The sequence below is a fragment of the Pseudomonas sp. NPDC086112 genome (genome assembly GCF_044746425.1).
Classification (GTDB): Bacteria; Pseudomonadota; Gammaproteobacteria; order Pseudomonadales; family Pseudomonadaceae; genus Aquipseudomonas.
The window spans coordinates 17,757-36,662 of sequence record NZ_JBIVCD010000029.1 but is presented as its reverse complement, the minus strand read 5'-3'; the positions used below and the strand labels follow the sequence as shown (position 1 = coordinate 36,662).

The 18,906-nt window shown below is 60.3% G+C and carries 18 protein-coding genes; 8 read left to right on the top strand and 10 right to left on the bottom strand.

Annotated elements, in window-relative coordinates; translation table 11 throughout:
- Nucleotides 1-70: 70 nt before the first annotated feature.
- Both ACIPLA_RS19345 and ACIPLA_RS19340 read left to right on the top strand, forming a co-directional pair.
- Nucleotides 71-1,447, top strand: coding sequence for an L-serine ammonia-lyase (locus ACIPLA_RS19345; protein WP_123497247.1), 1,377 nt, complete (start codon nucleotides 71-73; stop codon nucleotides 1,445-1,447).
- A 532-nt stretch (nucleotides 1,448-1,979) separates the two neighbouring features.
- The gene (locus ACIPLA_RS19340) at nucleotides 1,980-3,083 is read left to right on the top strand and encodes a GlxA family transcriptional regulator (RefSeq protein ID WP_008072536.1); all 1,104 of its coding nucleotides are present in this window, start codon (nucleotides 1,980-1,982) and stop codon (nucleotides 3,081-3,083) included.
- A gap of 115 nt (nucleotides 3,084-3,198) precedes the next feature.
- Here the strand turns inward: ACIPLA_RS19340 and ACIPLA_RS19335 are convergent, their stop codons facing one another.
- The 6 genes from ACIPLA_RS19335 to choX form a co-directional block, all read right to left on the bottom strand.
- On the bottom strand, nucleotides 3,199-3,462 hold the full coding sequence (locus tag ACIPLA_RS19335) for a hypothetical protein (RefSeq protein WP_095633693.1): 264 nt from the start codon (nucleotides 3,460-3,462) through the stop codon (nucleotides 3,199-3,201).
- A gap of 373 nt (nucleotides 3,463-3,835) precedes the next feature.
- A complete protein-coding gene (locus ACIPLA_RS19330) occupies nucleotides 3,836-4,999 on the bottom strand; it encodes a gamma-butyrobetaine dioxygenase (protein ID WP_401175105.1) in 1,164 nt (387 codons plus the stop codon).
- A gap of 13 nt (nucleotides 5,000-5,012) precedes the next feature.
- Nucleotides 5,013-5,489, bottom strand: coding sequence for a thioesterase family protein (locus ACIPLA_RS19325; RefSeq protein WP_401175102.1), 477 nt, complete (start codon nucleotides 5,487-5,489; stop codon nucleotides 5,013-5,015).
- Nucleotides 5,490-5,618: 129 nt separating this feature from the next.
- Nucleotides 5,619-6,584 carry an L-carnitine dehydrogenase gene (locus ACIPLA_RS19320; RefSeq protein ID WP_401175099.1) on the bottom strand — a complete coding sequence of 322 codons (966 nt, stop codon included), beginning with the start codon at nucleotides 6,582-6,584 and terminating at the stop codon, nucleotides 5,619-5,621.
- A 141-nt stretch (nucleotides 6,585-6,725) separates the two neighbouring features.
- A complete protein-coding gene (locus ACIPLA_RS19315; RefSeq protein ID WP_008008106.1) occupies nucleotides 6,726-7,613 on the bottom strand; it encodes a 3-keto-5-aminohexanoate cleavage protein in 888 nt (295 codons plus the stop codon).
- A gap of 97 nt (nucleotides 7,614-7,710) precedes the next feature.
- Nucleotides 7,711-8,655: a choline ABC transporter substrate-binding protein gene (choX, locus tag ACIPLA_RS19310; RefSeq protein WP_401175096.1), complete on the bottom strand. Its 945-nt coding sequence runs from the start codon at nucleotides 8,653-8,655 to the stop codon at nucleotides 7,711-7,713.
- 223 nt (nucleotides 8,656-8,878) lie between these two features.
- On the opposite strand from choX, the gene ACIPLA_RS19305 reads away from it, so the two are divergent.
- The gene (locus ACIPLA_RS19305) at nucleotides 8,879-9,826 is read left to right on the top strand and encodes a GlxA family transcriptional regulator (RefSeq protein ID WP_218395242.1); all 948 of its coding nucleotides are present in this window, start codon (nucleotides 8,879-8,881) and stop codon (nucleotides 9,824-9,826) included.
- A 116-nt stretch (nucleotides 9,827-9,942) separates the two neighbouring features.
- On the opposite strand, the gene ACIPLA_RS19300 is transcribed toward ACIPLA_RS19305, so the two are convergent.
- The 4 genes from ACIPLA_RS19300 to ACIPLA_RS19285 all read right to left on the bottom strand — a co-directional run bounded on the left by ACIPLA_RS19300 (nucleotide 9,943) and on the right by ACIPLA_RS19285 (nucleotide 11,568).
- The gene (locus ACIPLA_RS19300) at nucleotides 9,943-10,359 is read right to left on the bottom strand and encodes a DUF3010 family protein (RefSeq protein ID WP_218395241.1); all 417 of its coding nucleotides are present in this window, start codon (nucleotides 10,357-10,359) and stop codon (nucleotides 9,943-9,945) included.
- A gap of 32 nt (nucleotides 10,360-10,391) precedes the next feature.
- Entirely contained in the window at nucleotides 10,392-10,715 is a 324-nt protein-coding gene (locus ACIPLA_RS19295; protein WP_123719627.1) for a helix-turn-helix domain-containing protein, read from the bottom strand.
- The gene (locus tag ACIPLA_RS19290) at nucleotides 10,699-10,953 is read right to left on the bottom strand and encodes a type II toxin-antitoxin system RelE/ParE family toxin (protein ID WP_123497261.1); all 255 of its coding nucleotides are present in this window, start codon (nucleotides 10,951-10,953) and stop codon (nucleotides 10,699-10,701) included. The genes ACIPLA_RS19295 and ACIPLA_RS19290 overlap by 17 nt, the downstream gene beginning before the upstream one ends.
- 213 nt (nucleotides 10,954-11,166) lie before the next feature.
- Nucleotides 11,167-11,568 carry a lysozyme inhibitor LprI family protein gene (locus tag ACIPLA_RS19285; RefSeq protein ID WP_218395240.1) on the bottom strand — a complete coding sequence of 134 codons (402 nt, stop codon included), beginning with the start codon at nucleotides 11,566-11,568 and terminating at the stop codon, nucleotides 11,167-11,169.
- 236 nt (nucleotides 11,569-11,804) lie between these two features.
- Between ACIPLA_RS19285 and ACIPLA_RS19280 the strand changes: the two genes are divergently transcribed.
- The 5 genes from ACIPLA_RS19280 (at nucleotide 11,805) to ACIPLA_RS19260 (ending at nucleotide 18,894) form a co-directional block, all read left to right on the top strand.
- Nucleotides 11,805-12,782 carry a dipeptidase gene (locus ACIPLA_RS19280; protein ID WP_007907542.1) on the top strand — a complete coding sequence of 326 codons (978 nt, stop codon included), beginning with the start codon at nucleotides 11,805-11,807 and terminating at the stop codon, nucleotides 12,780-12,782.
- Between the two features lie 162 nt (nucleotides 12,783-12,944).
- A complete protein-coding gene (locus ACIPLA_RS19275) occupies nucleotides 12,945-13,475 on the top strand; it encodes a DUF5943 domain-containing protein (RefSeq protein ID WP_007926354.1) in 531 nt (176 codons plus the stop codon).
- 15 nt (nucleotides 13,476-13,490) lie between these two features.
- Nucleotides 13,491-15,551 (top strand): dimethylglycine demethylation protein DgcA, encoded by a 2,061-nt coding sequence (gene dgcA, locus ACIPLA_RS19270; protein WP_008008115.1) that lies wholly within the window; start codon nucleotides 13,491-13,493, stop codon nucleotides 15,549-15,551.
- Nucleotides 15,552-15,724: 173 nt separating this feature from the next.
- Nucleotides 15,725-17,674, top strand: a complete 1,950-nt coding sequence (gene dgcB, locus ACIPLA_RS19265; RefSeq protein WP_218395239.1) for a dimethylglycine demethylation protein DgcB — start codon at nucleotides 15,725-15,727, stop codon at nucleotides 17,672-17,674.
- Nucleotides 17,674-18,894, top strand: a complete 1,221-nt coding sequence (locus ACIPLA_RS19260) for an electron transfer flavoprotein subunit alpha/FixB family protein (RefSeq protein ID WP_401175089.1) — start codon at nucleotides 17,674-17,676, stop codon at nucleotides 18,892-18,894. Before dgcB ends, ACIPLA_RS19260 begins: the two co-directional genes overlap by 1 nt.
- Nucleotides 18,895-18,906 lie beyond the last annotated feature (12 nt).

Here is an 18,906-nt window from a genome sequence, read left to right as displayed (position 1 = left end):
CTTGAGCGTAGCAGCTCCGTCACTGGGCGCTTTTGCGCCTGGAGCAGGCACATCCAGGAGTTCAGCAGTAATGGCTATCAGCGTTTTCGACCTGTTCAAAATCGGCATTGGCCCTTCCAGTTCACACACCGTGGGGCCTATGCGCGCCGCGGCGCTGTTCGTGCAAGGTTTGCGTGAGCAGGGTCTTTTGGAACAAGTAAGGCGTGTCGAAGTTCAGCTTTATGGTTCGTTATCTGCCACCGGCATCGGTCATGGCAGCGACAACGCGGTGATCATGGGGCTGATGGGCGAGTGGCCGGACGCGATCGATCCGTCGCAAATCGGCATCCGCATCGAGACCCTGCGTGAAACCGACACGCTACTGCTCGACGGTCGCTTGTCGGTTCCGTTCATCTGGGCTCGGGACATGCGCCTGATCGACGAGAACCTGCCGTTCCATCCCAACGCCATGACCCTGGTTGCAGAAGGTGATCACGGTGAGCTGCATCGCGACACCTACTATTCCATCGGCGGCGGTTTTGTCGTCGATGAGGCACAGGCTTCCAGCGGCGTGGTGGATCTGGATAGCACCGTGCTGCCTTACGACTTCTCCAGTGCCGTCGAGCTGCTCAGTCTCTGCAAGCAGCACAACCTGCGCGTTGCAGAGCTGATGATGGCCAACGAGAAAGTCTGGCGCAGCGAAGAGGAAATTCGCGCCGGCCTGATGAAACTCTGGCGCGCGATGCAAGATTGCGTGGAGCAAGGCCTCAAGCACGAAGGCATCCTGCCCGGTGGCCTGAATGTGCGTCGTCGCGCGGCCAAACTGCACCGCAGCCTGCAAGAACTGAACAAGCCCAACGTGATCGGCTCGACCTTGAGCGCCATGGAGTGGGTGAACTTGTTCGCCCTGGCGGTCAACGAAGAAAACGCTGCTGGCGGGCGCATGGTTACGGCGCCGACCAACGGCGCGGCGGGGATCATTCCGGCGGTGTTGCACTACTTCATGAAGTTCAGCGAGGCAGTGACCGACGCCAACGTGGTCGATTACTTCCTCAGTGCCGCAGCGGTGGGGATTCTGTGCAAGAAGAACGCCTCGATTTCCGGTGCCGAGGTCGGTTGCCAGGGTGAAGTCGGTTCGGCCTGCGCCATGGCGGCGGCCGGGTTGGCGGAGATTCTGGGGGCTACACCGGAGCAATTGTGCAACGCGGCGGAAATCGGCCTGGAACACAACCTCGGCCTGACCTGCGACCCAGTGGGTGGCCTGGTGCAAGTGCCGTGCATCGAGCGCAATGCGATTGCCGCGGTGAAAGCGATCAACGCGGCGCAGATGGCGCTGCGGGGTGACGGTCAGCACTTTATCTCGCTGGATCGGGTGATCCGCACCATGCGTGATACCGGTGCCGACATGCACGACAAATATAAAGAGACATCGCGCGGTGGGTTGGCGGTTAGCGCGGTTGAGTGTTGAATCAGTAATACCGAGTCGCCTGCTTCGCGAGCAAGCCCGCTCCCACATTGGATTTGTGCATGACGCTGATTAAATGTGGGAGCGGGCTTGCTCGCGAAGGGGCCAGACCAGTCAAAACTGCGCACTAAGTGAACACCTGCACCAAAACGCGCCACCTTTTAGCGCGTCGCAAACAGGTAAGCCTGTCTCCCCCAGTCAGGGATCCAATTCAAGCCTGACCGTCCGTCACCTGTGCTTGCGGTGACACTCTCCCCAGGAGCGTCGCAGCCCTGTTCCCACAAGTGCTACCGATTTGCTCACAGGCAACAGGGTAGCGGGTTTGCGGCCTCTAATGGCACTTATGACCTCTTATCTCTGCGCGCCATATCTAGACGCATCGCGACGTCGTTTTCAGGAGTTATTGAACACGCATTCAAGTTTAGGCATGGCAATTGCTCTGTCATTACAAAGCCCGTCTCCCACGCGAGAACGATGGCAATAAAAAGAGCCTCCGCCTGAGGCCATCACCCGCTTTGTGTGAGGAGATACCGCGATGACGACGTTCAACTCCGGGGCTCAACCCCAGAACCGTGCGCCTCAATCCATCGGCTTTTTGCTGCTGGACAATTTCACGCTTATTTCTCTGGCCTCTGCAGTAGAACCTCTGCGCATGGCCAACCAATTGTCCGGCCGCGAGCTGTATCGCTGGACCACACTCACCGTCGATGGCGGTCAGGTCTGGGCCAGTGACGGACTGCAAATCACCCCCGACGCCTCCATGCACAAAGCGCCTCCCCTGGACACTGTCATTGTCTGCGGCGGCATCGGTATTCAGCGTACTGTTACCCGTGAACACGTGTCGTGGCTGCAAAGCCAGGCGCGTCAGCACCGTCGTCTCGGCGCGGTCTGCACCGGCAGCTGGGCCCTGGCTTGCGCAGGCCTGCTGGACGGTTTCGATTGCAGCGTGCACTGGGAATGCCTGGCGTCGATGCAGGAAGCTTTCCCGCGGGTGGCCATGAGCACCCGTCTGTTCACCCTCGATCGCAACCGTTTCACCAGCTCCGGCGGCACCGCGCCGCTGGACATGATGCTGCACCTGATCAGCCGCGATCACGGTCGTGAACTGTCGGCCGCGATCTCGGAAATGTTCGTCTACGAGCGCATCCGCAACGAGCAGGATCACCAGCGCGTGCCGCTCAAGCACATGCTCGGCACCAACCAGCCGAAGTTGCAGGAAATCGTGGCGTTGATGGAAGCCAACCTCGAAGAGCCGATCGACCTCGACGAACTGGCGGTGTACGTCGCTGTTTCGCGTCGTCAGCTGGAGCGTTTGTTCCAGAAATACCTGCACTGCTCGCCGTCGCGTTACTACCTGAAACTGCGCCTGATTCGCGCCCGGCAGCTGCTCAAGCAAACGCCGATGTCGATCATCGAAGTGGCGTCGGTATGTGGTTTCGTGTCTACGCCGCACTTCTCCAAGTGCTACCGCGAATACTTCGGCATTCCGCCGCGCGACGAGCGTGTGGGTTCCAACACCACGCAACAAGTGGCGATGATGCCGCTGCCGCAAGCGCTGGTGCTGTCGCCATTGTCCGGGCCGCTGTCGGCGTTGAGTCAGGCGCGCAATGAATCGACGTTTGCGAGCGTAAGGCTGTAGACCACGGTGGCTTCATTCGCGGGCAAGCCTCGCTCCTACAGGATTGATGTCGATCGCGATTGTTCGATACGACGCCAAACCTGTAGGAGCGAGGCTTGCCCGCGAAGGCGATCTATCAGGCGCTACGGCTCTGCTGATACGCCGCCAACGCCGGCAGCAATTGCTTGTCGATCGCCTGGCGCACGGCCGGCAGGATGGTCGCGCTGCTGGTGTACATCTGCTTCACCATAGTGCGCAGCGTCATCGCCCGCTCATCGTTCAAGCCTCGCACCGCACACTCGCAAGCCTGCTCGGCTGTAGAGCCATTCGGCACTTGAAAACCCAACGATTTCAGCTGGCCCAACAGGTCTTCCTGGTCAATCAAATCGGCGTGCATCATGACGCAATCCTTCTTCAGGGAACGGTGTCGTGGCTCGATTCTGGTAGGGGCTGGGGATGGCGGCAAGGACGATTTGTCGCAATGGCCGCAATACCTATGAACAGGTCGCTTTCGGCTAACTTGCCATGCATGGGAATGGGCACACTGGATTCAGCTGGCTTCACGAAGGTTTGGTCACCCTCGCGCAACAGCTCCTCAACAGTACCCTCCTCAGCTCCGATCCTGTCACGGCTTGATCGGGGTTTTTTTTGCCTGTGAATCAGTGATGAAAGTGTTGATTGGGCTGACGCTTTCGCGGGCAAGCCTCGCTCCTACAGAGTTTTGCGTGATTCCTGTAGGAGCGAGGCTTGCCCGCGAAGAACGATGACGCGGTTTATCTTTGCAACACCAAAATCCGCGACAGCAATTCATCCCTGTCGACATAACACCCCTGGAAATGCCGGGCGCCGGTAGCGGGGTCGAAAGCGTTGCGGGCGTGCAGGGTACGGCGGTTATCGAAGCACCACAGCTCACCGGGTTTGAGCCGCGTCATCACCCGGAAGCGCGCCTCGCGGGTCATCGCAATGAAGCGCCGGTAAGCGCGATACAGCTTGGGCATCTGCTCGACTGAAGCATCGAACGGCCCACGCAGAAAGTTCGCCATACGGATTTCCGACACCTGCCCGAAAGCATCCAGGGCGATGATCGGCGCCAGGCAACGGTAGTCGCTGTGACGGTCTTTATTGCGGAACTCCACGGGAATTTCACACAAGGCTTGAAACGCCTCGGGATCTTCCTGGCGCAAGGCTTGGGCGATGGCAAAACCGTCGACGAAAATGCTCTCGCCACCGTCGGCGTCATTGACCAGGCAATGCAGAAATTGCAGCCCCGGTTGCAACTCCCGAGTGGGCAGATCGCTGTGCAGCGGCAGGTTGAAGGCGGTGTAGGCATTGCTGTCGGCGTCGGCCTTGGATTGCACGTTGAACAGCACACCGAAATTGCTCTCGCGGATGAACGAAATCCGCTGGGCGATCAGCTTCAGCGAGCCCGGCTCAGTCGGTACGCCGCGAACCTGGGTCAGGCCGATGTCGCGCACGGCCAGGAGCCATTGCAGCAAGGCATCGTTGTCGTCCATCAACGCCTGATAGTCGAACACCGGCAGCTTCAGCTGGCTGTCCCACAGCTTGCTTTTCGGTTTGGCAGCCCGGCGTTCGGCCCGGGACTCGTCGTCATAAGCGTGGGCGCGCAGCCAGCCCGGGTCGAAGCGGCTGAGATGGCCGTCCTGCCAATCGACACACAGACAACCTTCGGCATCGATTTGAGCGCTGTCGGGGATCAGACTTTCCGCGACATCGACGATTTCCAGCACTTGCTCGCGGGTCACCGAGTAGACGCACTGCGGGCACGGGCAGTTGTCCCGTAGCCATTGATGATGAAAAGGGCTGACCCGACCGTCCGCCCATTGCACTTGAATGCGGTCCGCCAGGGTGTGCACGGCAGTCAACGCGCTGATCAACGGGTAGGTGCGGAAATCGGCAACAGCGGCGGCGGTGTTCATGACGAGCTCCTTGTTATTTTTCGGGCGGCAAAGCAATCACTCGGCCGATGAAGGCGGGGGCGGGCAGGTCGGCTTGCTCGGCGACAATGGCTTGCAGCTTGCTCAAGGTTTCCTCTCTGAACGGTGCGGATCGCGGCCCGGCGAGGTCGACGTGCAACAGCATTTGTTCATTGCCCGCCAGCTCCTTGTCACCGCCCACCAGATGCAGGCTGTGGTAGAGGTGCAGGCGCTTGCGGTCATGGCCGATGATCTGGGTGTGCACTTCGACGTCGGCATCGAGCTTCACTTCGTGCAGGTAGTTGAGGTGCAGCTCGAGGGTGAACAGCGAATTGCCGCTGGCTTCGCGGTTGTTGCTGTCCATGCCCAGTCGACCCATCAGCGCGTCGGTGGCGTAGCTGAAAATCAGCAGATAGAAGGCATCGCGCAGATGGCCGTTGTAGTCGACCCAATCGGGGATGATTTTGGTTTGGTAGGTGGTGAGGGTGGGCATGACGTCACATCCGAAAGGGTTGAGGTCTGTAGGAGCGAGGCTTGCCCGCGAAGAACGATTACACGGTGCATCAGGTAGACCGAGTTATCGTTCTTCGCGGGCAAGCCTCGCTCCTACAGGAGGGGGCGTTTAGTCTGCGAACGCCATCCCATGCTTCTCTTTGGTGGTTTTCACCGCCTCCAGCACTGCCAGCAAACAATCATCACGATAGCGCTCCAGCGCCGAGATGCTGTGCTTACCCAGTTGATCACTGGTGCCATCCACCACGTCATCGATCAATTTGTCGGTCAGCTCCGGTGCCGGCAGATAGGTCCAGGGCAACTGCAGCGCCGGCCCGAATTGCGCCATGAAGTGCCGCATGCCTGCGTCGCCGCCCGCCAGGGTGTAAGTCAGGAAAGTACCCATGAACGACCAGCGCAGGCCCGCGCCAAAACGAATCGCATCGTCGATTTCACCGGTGGTCGCCACACCGTCGTTAACCAGATGCAGCGCCTCACGCCACAGCGCTTCGAGCAAACGGTCGGCGATAAAGCCGGGTACCTCCTTGCGCACATGCAGCGGGCGCATGCCCAAGGATTCATAGACTTTCATTGCCGCTTGAACCGCTTGCGGCGCGGTATTTTTGCCACCGACCACTTCTACCAATGGCAGCAGGTAAACCGGGTTGAACGGGTGCCCGACCACGCAGCGTTCCGGGTGCGTCGAGCTCTCGTAGAACTCGCTCGGCAACAGCCCCGACGTACTGGAACCGATCAAGGCATTGGGCTTGGCCGCCGCGCTGATTTTGCTATGCAGTTCCAGTTTCAGCTCCAGTCGTTCGGGAGCACTTTCCTGAATGAAATCTGCGTCGCGAACGCATTCTTCGATGGTCGCGACAAAGCGCAGCCGATCCTGCGACGCGCCGGGTGCCAGGCCTTGCTTCTCCAGCGCGCCCCAGGCATTGGCGACGCGCTTGCGCAGGGCCGCTTCGGCACCGGGCGCCGGATCCCAAGCTATTACATCGAGGCCGTGGGCGAGGGCACGGGACACCCAGCCGCTGCCGATGACACCGCTGCCCAGGGCGGCGAAGGTTTTGATATCAGTGATAAAGCTCATGGCGACGTCCTAAAGAATTTCGGTAAGCCCTGTAGGAGCGAGGCTTGCCCGCGAAGAGGCCGGTACATCCAACGCATCTCTCGCGGCAGGAAAACCGCCTTCGCGGGCAAGCCTCGCTCCTACAGGGTGTGTGTTGGGGGGTTAACCGCGCTTGGTCAGGCCCATTTTTGCCCGGCCTTCAGCCGGCGTCAGAACACGGGCGCCGAGGCGGCTGAGGATTTCCGAGGCGCGTTCGACCAGTTGGCCGTTGGTCGCCAATACGCCCTTGTCCAGCCACAGGTTGTCTTCCAGACCGACCCGCACGTTGCCACCCAGCAGCACCGCTTGCGCCGCCATCGGCATTTGCATGCGACCGATGCCAAACCCGGCCCAGACCGCATCGGCCGGCAGGTTGTCGACCATGGCTTTCATGGTGGTGGTGTCGGCCGGCGCGCCCCACGGGATGCCCAGGCACAGCTGGAACAACGGGTTATCCAGCAGACCTTCCTTGATCATCTGCTTGGCGAACCACAGGTGGCCGGTGTCGAAGATTTCCAGCTCGGCCTTCACGCCCAGTTCTTGAATGCGTTTGGCGCCAGCACGCAGCTGCGCCGGGGTGGAGACGTAAATGGTGTCGCCATCGCCGAAGTTCAGGGTGCCGCAATCGAGCGTGCAGATTTCCGGCAGCAGTTCTTCGACGTGGGCCAAACGGGTCAGCGGGCCGACCAGGTCGGTATTCGGGCCGAATTCCATAGGGTTCTCGCCCGCGCCGATTTCCAGGTCACCGCCCATGCCGGCGGTGAGGTTGACGATGATGTCGACGTCGGCCTCGCGGATGCGCTCCATCACTTCGCGGTACAGCGCCACGTCACGGCTGAACTTGCCGGTTTGCGGGTCGCGAACGTGGCAGTGGACCACGGTGGCGCCAGCCTTGGCGGCTTCCACGGCGGCCGCGGCGATTTGTTTCGGGGTGACCGGCACGTGTGGGCTTCTGGCGGTCGTGTCGCCAGCACCGGTGAGTGCGCAGGTGATGATGACGTCGTGGTTCATGAGGCGGTTCCTTACAGGCGTGATTTTTGGGTGGCTCGGGGCGTGACGATTCCGTTCGCAGCCCGGCCGGGCTGCGAATCGGTGGTTCATTTCAGGTTTATTTACTGGTCAGTTTCAGGTTTTCAGCCGCCGGTTTGCCGTCGAAGGTGGTCACGCCTTCGAGCCAGCGTTGCTTGTCTTGCGGGTGATCTTTCAGCCATTGCTTGGCCGATTCGAAAGCGTCCTTGTGATCCAGCAATGGCTGCATCATCCGGCTCTCGTCTTCGGCGGAGTAGGTCAGATTGCTCAGCAAACGACCGATGTTCGGGCATTGCTCGACGTATTTCGGCGCGGTGACGGTCCAGACCGTGGCCATGCCTTCGTTCGGGCCGAGGGCGTCTTCGCTGCCGGTGAGGTAGGTCATTTGCACGTTGACGTTCATCGGGTGCGGCGCCCAGCCGAAGAACACCACGGCTTCCTTGCGCCGCACGGCGCGATCCACCGCCGCGAGCATGCCGGCTTCGCTGGACTCGACCAGCTGGAACTTGCCCAAGCCAAATTGATTCTTGGTGATCATCGCCTTGATCTGAGTGTTGGCGCCCGAGCCAGGCTCGATGCCGTAGATCTTGCCGCCCAGTTCTTTTTCGAACCTGGCGATGTCAGCGAAGGTTTTCAGGCCTTTGTCGGCGAGGTAAGTCGGAACGGCGAGGGTGGCGCGGGCATCCTTGAGGCTTGGCGCTTCCAGCACTTTGACCTGCTTGGCGTCGACAAACGGGGTGATGGTCTGGGTCATCAGCGGGTTCCAGTAGCCCAGGAACAAGTCCAGACGCTGGTCGCGAATGCCGGCGAAGATGATTTGCTGGGAGGCGCTGGTCTGCTTGGTGTTGTAGCCGAGGCCATCGAGCAAGACCTGGGTCATGGCACTGGTGGCAATCACGTCGGTCCAGTTCACCACGCCCATACGCACGTTCTGGCACGATGCGGGTTCGGCCGCCATGACGCTGGCGCTCAAGAAAGCGGTACCGCTGAGTGCAAGAACACAGCTGCTGATCAGTCGTTTCATGTCGGGTTCCTCGGCAGGTCGTTATTGTGGGTTCCGGTGTCTGATGCGCCGGTGATGCCAAGTTACGCAGCAAAGCCCCCGTGAAAGCGCACTGCGGCGACCAGCTCTTGCACTGCAGCGACCTGAGCCCTTGAATGCTCGTTGCAAGTGGCGTATCAACGTCCACACGCTACCCGCCCTCTCGTTACCTGGCCTCTTTTTACCTGCTAAGCGAGTGCGCTCCATGTCCCAGGATTTCTACTTCTTGTTGATGCCGGGTTTTTCGGCGATCGGTTTTATCTCGGCCATCGAGCCGCTGCGGGTCGCCAATCGCTTTCGTGGCGAGCTGTACCGCTGGCATGTGTTGAGCGCTGATGGCGGGGCGGTTTTGGCCAGTAATGGCATGTCGGTCAACGCCGATGCGGCGCTGGAACCCCTGAAGAAAGGCGCGACCTTGCTGGTGGTCGCCGGTTTCGAGCCGCTGAAGTTCGCCACTGCGGCACTGGAGCATTGGTTGCGTCGTTTGGACATCGAAGGCGTGACCCTCGGCGCTATCGACACCGGCAGCTTCATCCTCGCTGAAGCCGGTCTGCTCGATGGCCATCGCCTGACCTTGCACTGGGAAGCCATCGACGCCTTCAAAGAGTCCTACCCACAGCTCAGCGTCACTCAGGAGCTGTTCGAGATCGACCGTCGGCGCATCACCTCTGCCGGCGGCACGGCTTCCATCGACCTGATGCTCGACCTCATCGGCCAGGCCCACGGCCCGGAACTGGCGATCCAGGTCAGCGAACAATTCGTACTCGGGCGCATTCGCCCGCGCAAAGACCACCAGCGCATGGAAGTCGCTACGCGGTATGGCATCAGCAACAAGAAACTGGTGCAGGTGATCGGGGAGATGGAGCAGCACAGCGAACCGCCACTGAGTACGCTGGCGCTGGCGGAATCGATCAAAGTGACCCGGCGTCAGCTGGAACGCCTGTTTCGCCTGCATCTGAACGACACACCGAGCAATTTCTATCTGCGGTTAAGGCTGGAGAAGGCGCGGCAGTTGCTGCGTCAGACGAACATGAGTGTGTTGGAGGTGAGTATTGCGTGCGGGTTTGAATCGCCGTCGTATTTCACCCGCAGTTATCGGGCGAGGTTTGAGCGGTGCCCGCGTGAAGACCGACGGCAAAGCCAGAAGGCCTGAAACCGCCCCCTGTAGGAGCGAGGCTTGCCCGCGAAAGCGTCGTGTCAGGCAACAGTGATTTCGAATGTACCGGCCTCTTCGCGGGCAAGCCTCGCTCCTACAGGTATGTGTTGTTTTTACTTCTTCATCAAGGCCGAGCACGCCGCCTTGTACGCCTCATGCTGATACTTGTTCAGCGTCTCCGGCAGTGCAAAATCGAACTTCTTGTTCTGCGCATTGATGGTCTGCGGCGACAGCAGCATCACCTCGCAATTTTCCAGCAGCTGGAAAATCCCCTCAATCTTGAACGTAGTCGGCCCACCGGCGAACTCACCTTTTTTGCTGCGTTTCTTGATCGCGATCCGGTCGATGGAGTTCTCACGAACGAACGACGCCACCTGAGCAGCAAAGACTTTGACGTTGGCGGCTTCGTCGTCCTCATCGAGGGCGATTTTCCTGGTGGCGAGGGCGACGTGACTGAGCGCCTGACCGTCGAGGGAGGCCACGGCAATGATCGCTTCGCTGCCTTTGATTTCGATGCCGCAGATTTTCATTTCAATCCCTTTTCCTGATGCTGGCGTTCAGCTTACAACTCTAGTTGGTTGGCGGTGATGCCAAAAGCTGCGGCAATTTTTTCACGGGTTGCCTTGCGGGGCTTGGCGACCGTCTCTTGCTGGGCGAAAGCCGGTTGGGAAATGCCCATGCGCTTGGCAACTTCATCCTGCGTAAGGTTCAGGTGTTCGCGCCAGGCGCGAATGGGCGTCGCGCCATCGACGATGCGACTGACCACTTCGTGGGGGATCAGATCGGGCTCGATCTTCTGCGCCACATACTGCGCGTACGGAATGACCACGAACGCCGGTTTTCCCTCCGCGTCGTTGATGATTTGAATCTCAGTAGGTGCGTTCATCGCGTTTTTTGACCTCTTGAATACTGACCACTTTGATCGCGCCATCCCAGTCGAACATGACCCGATAACTACCGACTCGCAGTCGATAGGCGTAGTCATGACCAACCAGTGCTTTGACGTTGCCTACATCAGGCATGCCAGCTAGCGCCGTGATGGCATCACGAACCTGGATCTGATGAACGGAATGCAATTTCAAGAGCTGCTTAACGGCCTTTCGAGTCCAGTGAATGCTGTTCATGGAAGAATATAAGTCTTTTATAAGATTTTGCGAATATTTACTTATATTCTTCAGGTGGCCAACAAACGAAATTTGTCGGGATGTTGCTCGGAAAAACTGCTTTAACCCCTTACCCAGCGGGAGTTGTAGGCTTGCTCGGTGACACCTGTGGGAAAGGTCTTTATTGAGGGTGAAAGCTGGTAGGGCTACCAGCTTTCGACGGCCGATTCAGGATCACTCCTGCCCAATCGACTCTAAAAACTCCGACCGCTCATCACTCATCCGCGCCACACAGTCATTCTGCGCAATCGTGAATGCCTTGCTACCGGTCGTCGCCGGAAACGCCTCAACCGCGCAATCCGCATCCCGGGTCTTCAGCCACTGCTGTTGAGCGGCCTTGAGCTTTGCGGTGATGTCGGTCAGTTGCGCCGGGTTCTTGTCGTAGAGCGTCTGCATGCGCTCGTTCAGGCTTTTGTAGTTTTCGCTCAGGAGGTCTTCGGCGGTGGTTCTGCTGTAGACCGAGCATTCCAGGGTCTGGACCTCGTTTTCGACTTTGTCGCAGGGATTATCGTCGGCCTCTTCAGCCGCGTGTACGCCGGTCGCTATCAGTGCCAAAGCCAGGAAGATCGATTTCATTGCGCCGCCGCCCCTTTTTCCAGTAAAGCATCCAGTAATGGCGCGAATTCTGGCCCATGCGCAGGCCCTTGAACAGGTGCCCCATGACGTCCGGCGACGACCCTTTGTCGCAGATTGACGCTTTCGGCAAACCCCCTGTCGTTTTTGCACCCGGCTACCCCTGCACCGAGGCATATGCTGGCCCCAAAGCGCCGGCACACGATTCGGCGCATGAATCGCTAATAGGGGACAGCCTGATGAGCCCAGCCGAATTGCACGCCGACAGCATCGTTATCGACGGGCTGATTATTGCCAAGTGGAACCGCGAGCTGTTTGAAGACATGCGCAAGGGCGGTCTGACCGCGGCCAACTGCACCGTGTCGGTGTGGGAGGGCTTCCAGGCCACTGTCAACAACATCGCCGCCAGCCAGAAGCTGATCCGTGAGAACAGCGACCTGGTGATTCCGGTGCGCACCACCGCCGATATCCGCAAGGCCAAGGAGCAGGGCAAGACCGGTATCCTCTTTGGCTTCCAGAATGCTCACGCGTTTGAAGACCAGATCGGCTACGTTGAGGTGTTCAAGCAGCTGGGCGTCGGTATCGTGCAGATGTGCTACAACACCCAAAACCTGGTCGGTACCGGTTGCTACGAGCGCGACGGCGGCCTGTCGGGTTTCGGTCGTGAAATCGTCGCTGAAATGAACCGCGTCGGCGTCATGTGCGACCTGTCCCACGTCGGCTCGAAAACGTCCGAAGAAGTCATCCTCGAATCCAAGAAGCCGGTTTGCTACTCCCATTGCCTGCCGTCGGGTCTGAAAGTTCACCCGCGCAACAAGTCCGATGAAGAACTGAAGTTCATCGCCGATCACGGCGGTTTCGTCGGCGTGACCATGTTTGCGCCATTCCTGGCCAAGGGCATCGATTCGACTATCGACGACTACGCCGAAGCCATCGAATACACCATGAACATCGTCGGCGAAGACGCCATCGGCATCGGCACCGACTTCACCCAGGGCCATGGCCAGGACTTCTTTGAATACCTGACCCATGACAAGGGCTACGCCCGCCGTCTGACCAGCTTCGGCAAGATCATCAACCCGCTGGGCATCCGCACCGTGGGCGAGTTCCCGAACCTGACCGAGACCCTGCTCAAGCGCGGCCATTCCGAGCGGGTGGTGCGCAAGATCATGGGCGAGAACTGGGTGAATGTCCTCAAAGACGTTTGGGGCGAATAAGCCCACTTTGAACAACGATCCCTTGTAGCAGCTGCCGAGGTACGAGGCTGCGTCGGGCTGCGAAGCGGCCCCCGAGGGCGGTCCTACGGACACGCAACGCAGCCTCGTACCTCGGCAGCTGCTACGCAAAACACACAACGAATTTTCTGGAGTTAAGTTTCCATGGCCAAGATCGCCCCGCAATTACCAATCGAAGTCGACAGCGAAACCGGTGTCTGGACCTCCGACGCCCTGCCGATGCTGTACGTACCGCGTCACTTTTTCGTCAACAACCACATGGGTATCGAGGAAGTGCTGGGCGCCGACGCCTACGCCGAAATCCTCTACAAGGCCGGCTACAAGTCCGCCTGGCACTGGTGTGAAAAAGAAGCTGAATGCCACGGCCTGGAAGGCGTTGCAGTGTTCGAGCACTACATGAAGCGTCTGTCGCAACGCGGCTGGGGCCTGTTCAAGATTCAGGACATCGACCTCGACAAAGGCACCGCCAGCGTCAAGCTCGAACACTCCGCATTTGTCTACGTGTACGGCAAGGTCGGGCGCAAGGTCGACTACATGTTCACTGGCTGGTTCGCCGGTGCCATGGACCAGATCCTGGCCGCTCGCGGCAGCAAGATCCGCACTGTCGCCGAACAAGTCTACGGTGGCTCCGAAGAAGGCCACGACGACGGTTTGTTCACCGTCAAGCCGTTGTAAGTCGAGGACCCCGCCATGGCTTTCGAAGCAATGTTCCAGCCGATCCAGATCGGCAAACTGACCATCCGCAACCGCGTGCTCAGCACCGCGCACGCCGAGGTCTACGCCACCGACGGCGGCATGACCACCGACCGGTACGTCAAGTATTACGAAGAGAAAGCCAAGGGCGGGATCGGCCTGGCGATTTGCGGCGGTTCCTCCAGCGTGGCCATCGACAGCCCGCAAGGCTGGTGGAAGTCGGTCAACCTGGCCGACGACCGGATCATTCCGCACTTCCAGAACCTGGCCGATGCCATGCACAAGCATGGCGCCAAGATCATGATCCAGATTACCCACATGGGCCGTCGTTCCCGTTGGGACGGCGAGCATTGGCCAACCCTGCTGTCACCGTCGGGCATCCGTGAACCGGTACACCGTGCGACCTGCAAAACCATCGAGCCGGAAGAAATCTGGCGGGTGATCGGCAACTACGCAAGCGCCGCCGCGCGGGCCAAGGCCGGTGGCCTGGATGGCGTCGAGCTGTCTGCCGTGCACCAGCACATGATCGACCAGTTCTGGAGCCCGCGGGTCAACAAGCGTACCGATGAATGGGGCGGCAGCTTCGAAAACCGCATGCGTTTCGGCCTGGAAGTGATCAAGGCTGTGCGCAAGGAAGTCGGTCCGGACTTCTGCGTCGGCATTCGTCTGTGCGGTGATGAGTTCCACCCGGATGGCTTGTCCCACGAAGACATGAAGCAGATCGCCAAGTACTACGACGACACCGGCATGATCGACTTCATCGGCGTCGTGGGCTCGGGTTGCGACACTCACAACACCCTGGCCAACGTTATTCCGAACATGAGTTATCCACCGGAGCCATTCCTGCATTTGGCCGCCGGTATCAAAGAAGTGGTGAAGGCCCCGGTGCTGCACGCGCAGAACATCAAGGACCCGAACCAGGCAACCCGTATTCTGGAGGGCGGCTACGTCGACATGGTCGGCATGACCCGCGCCCACATTGCTGACCCGCACCTGATTGCCAAAATCAAAATGGGTCAGGTCGACCAGATCAAGCAATGCGTCGGCGCCAACTACTGCATCGACCGTCAGTACCAGGGCCTGGACGTCTTGTGCATCCAGAACGCCGCGACTTCCCGTGAATACATGGGCGTGCCGCACATCATCGAGAAATCGACCGGTGTGAAGCGCAAAGTCGTGGTGGTCGGTGCCGGTCCCGCCGGGATGGAAGCGGCTCGCGTGTCGGCCGAACGTGGCCACGACGTGACCCTGTTCGAGAAGAAAGAATTCATCGGCGGGCAGATCACTACGGCGTCGAAAGCTCCACAACGGGACCAGATCGCGGGTATCACTCGCTGGTTCCAGCTGGAACTGGCGCGCTTGAAAGTCGATCTGCGCCTGGGCGTGGCGGCGGATGCGGCGACTATTCTCGACCTGCGTCCTGACGTGGTGGTGCTCGCCGTTGGCGGCCATCCGTTCCTGGAACAGAACGAGCACTGGGGCGCGGCTGAGGGCCTGGTGGTCAGCAGCTGGGACATCCTCGACGGCAAGGTTGCGCCGGGCAAGAACGTGCTGGTTTACGACACCATCTGCGAGTTCACCGGGATGTCGACGGCTGACTTCCTCGCCGACAAGGGCAGCCAGGTCGAGATCGTCACCGACGACATCAAACCGGGCGTGGCCATCGGCGGTACGTCGTTCCCGACGTACTACCGCAGCATGTACCCGAAAGAAGTGATCATGACCGGCGACATGATGCTGGAGAAGGTCTACCGCGAAGGTGACAAGCTGGTGGCGGTGCTGGAAAACGAATACACCGGCGCCAAAGAGGAGCGGGTGGTGGATCAGGTCGTCGTCGAAAACGGCGTGCGTCCAGACGAAGAAATCTACTACGCGCTGAAGGAAGGCTCGCGCAACAAAGGCCAGATGGATATCGAAGCCCTGTTCGCGATCAAGCCGCAACCTTCGTTGAGTCAGGCAGGCGACGGTTACTTGCTGTTCCGCATCGGCGACTGCGTGGCCCAGCGCAACACCCACGCGGCGATCTATGACGCGTTGCGGTTGTGCAAGGATTTCTAAGAGCTTGTGGATAACCTGTAGGAGCGAGGCTTGCCCGCGAAAGCCGACTGACATTCAACATTGATGTTGGCTGATCCATCGCCTTCGCGGGCAAGCCTCGCTCCTACAGGGATTCGAGCAAGGCATCCAGGTAGTTAGGCCTGCAAGACCCCCGAGGTCTTTGGGAGCTCCACATGTTGAACACCCTTCTTCCAATCCTGTTGTTCGCTGCCTTGGGCCTGGCTGTCCTGGGCGCGTTGCGGCGGGTGGCTATGTGGCGTCAGGGCCGGGCTTCGAAAGTCGACCTGATCGGCGGCCTGTTCGCCATGCCCAAACGCTACATGGTCGATTTGCACCACGTCGTCGCGCGGGACAAATACATTGCCAACACCCACGTCGCCACGGCCGGTGGTGCGGTGGCGTCCATTGTGCTGGCGATTCTGGTACATGGTTTTGGCCTGCATAACCGCATCCTCGGTTATGCACTGCTGCTGATGTCGGCGGTGATGTTTGTTGGCGCGATCTTTATGTTCCTGCGCCGTCGCAACCCACCGGCCCGCTTGTCCAAAGGCCCGTGGATGCGCCTGCCGAAAAGCCTGATGGCGTTCTCGGCATCGTTCTTCCTGCTGACCCTGCCGGTCGCCGGCATCCTTCCGGAAAACTTCGGTGGTTGGGTGGTCGCTGCGATCCTCGGCGTCGGTGTGCTGTGGGGCGTTAGCGAACTGTTCTTCGGCATGACCTGGGGTGGGCCGATGAAGCACGCCTTCGCCGGTGCCTTGCACCTGGCCTGGCACCGTCGCGCCGAGCGTTTTGGTGGTGGTCGTTCCACCGGTTTGAAGCCGCTGGATCTGAATGACCCGAATGCGCCACTGGGCGTGGAAAAACCCAAGGATTTCACCTGGAACCAACTGCTCGGCTTCGACGCCTGCGTGCAGTGCGGTAAATGCGAAGCCGCGTGCCCGGCGTTCGCCGCCGGCCAGCCGCTGAACCCGAAAAAACTGATTCAGGACATGGTCGTTGGCCTGGCCGGTGGCACCGATGCCAAATTTGCTGGTAGCCCTTATCCGGGCAAAGCCATTGGCGAACACGGTGGCAATCCGCATCAACCAATCGTCAACGGTCTGGTGGACGCTGAAACCCTGTGGTCCTGCACCACTTGCCGTGCCTGCGTCGAGGAATGCCCGATGATGATCGAGCACGTCGACGCCATCGTCGACATGCGCCGCCATCTGACCCTGGAAAAAGGCGCGACCCCGAACAAGGGCGCCGAAGTCCTGGAAAACCTGATCGCCACCGACAACCCTGGCGGCTTCGCGCCGGGCGGGAGGATGAACTGGGCGGCGGATTTGAACCTGAACCTGCTCAGCGAGAAGAAATCCACCGACGTGTTGTTCTGGGTCGGCGACGGTGCCTTCGACATGCGCAACCAGCGCACCTTGCGTGCCTTCGTCAAAGTGCTGAAAGCGGCCAAGGTCGACTTCGCGGTGCTGGGGCTTGAAGAGCGCGACAGCGGTGACGTGGCCCGGCGTCTGGGCGACGAAGCGACCTTCCAACTGTTGGCCAAACGCAACATTCAGACCCTGTCCAAGTACAGCTTCAACCGCATCGTCACCTGCGACCCGCACAGTTTCCACGTGCTGAAAAACGAGTACGGCGCCTTCGACGGCAACTACCTCGTGCAGCACCACAGCACTTACATGGCGGAGATCATTGGCGAAGGCGCCCTGAACCTCGGCCAGCACAAAGGCAGCAGCGTGACCTATCACGACCCGTGCTACCTCGGTCGCTACAACGGCGAATACGAGGCACCGCGTGAAGTACTGCGCGCCCTGGGCATCGAGATCAAGGAAATGCAACGCTCCGGTTTCCGTTCGCGCTGCTGCGGCGGCGGTGGCGGTGCACCGATCACCGACATTCCAGGCAAGCAGCGGATTCCCGACATGCGCATGGAAGACATCCGCGAAACCGGCGCCGAACTGGTGGCCGTGGGTTGCCCACAGTGCACCGCGATGCTCGAAGGCGTGGTCGAACCGCGTCCACTAATCAAGGACATCGCCGAACTGGTAGCCGATGCGCTGCTCGAAGACGCCGCGCCGGGAAAGCCTTCGGCACCGGCCAAACGTGAACCTGCGGAGGTGCATTGATGAGCGACATTATCCGCCGCGACCCACGCGCCGAATGGATCGCCCGCAACCGTCTGCACCCGCTGCACGCGGCCATGCAACCGGCGCAACACAGCTGGATGGGACCTAACGGTGTCATCCGCAAGAACCCTCACGGGATCGGTTTTATCGGCCCCAACGGCATCAAGCGGATCGACCGCAGCGGCGCTCAGCAGGGCGGGGCGACCAAACGCTCGGCCGCGGTTGAAGTGCAATTGCCGCTGCATCAAGTGGTTGCACCCGCGTTCTACATCAGTGTGGTGCCGGACATGGTCGGCGGTCGCTTGAGCAGCCACGACCGCGATTTGCTTGGCCTGGCCCATCAGTTGGCCGGCAAGGACGGCGCGGTACTGGCCGTGGTCTTCGGTGAGCACAAGGAAAACGCCTTCGCTACGGCTGGCGTGGATCGCTTGCTGGTGCTTGAGGGCGACGAATTCAGCGGTTATGCACCGGAACAACGGGTCCAGGGCCTGCGGGCTGTGGATAACCAGTTCGGCCCCCGTCACTGGTTGCTGCCGGACAGCCGCAGCGGTGGTGGCGAACTGGGTCGACGCTTTGCCGCCGCACTGGGCGAACGCCCGGCCACGCGGGTCTGGCAGGTCAAGGATCAGGAGTGCATCGGCCGCGCCGGTGCTGGTTTGCAAGACCTTGCGCGTCCGGTCGCCCGCTTGATTCTGGCTGCTGCCGAATGCGCCGAACCGGTCAGCGAAACCCGACACGAAGCCTTGCCAGTGGAGTTATCCACAGCAGTCGCCCGCAGCCTGTCGCGGATCGAAGATCTGGGCGCGGTGGCGGTGGACCCGGCGGCGATTCCGATGGCCGAAGCGGAGTTCATCTTCTCGGGCGGCAACGGGGTCAAGGACTGGGGACTTTTCCACAGGACGGCCGAGGCGTTGGGCGCGACCGAAGGTGCATCGCGAGTGGCGGTGGACGACGGTTTCATGGCTCGCGACCGTCAGGTCGGTGCGTCCGGCACTTGGGTGACGGCACGGGTTTACGTGGCGGTGGGCATTTCCGGCGCGATCCAGCACCTGCAAGGCATCGGTGCCTGCGACAAGGTGGTGGCGATCAACCTCGATCCTGGCTGCGACATGATCAAACGGGCCGACCTGTCGGTGATCGGTGAGAGCGCCGAGATTCTTCAAGCCTTGATCGATGCGGTAGAGGCTTACCGCAATGAAGCCAAGCGCGATGCGGCTTAAGGAAAGGAAAGG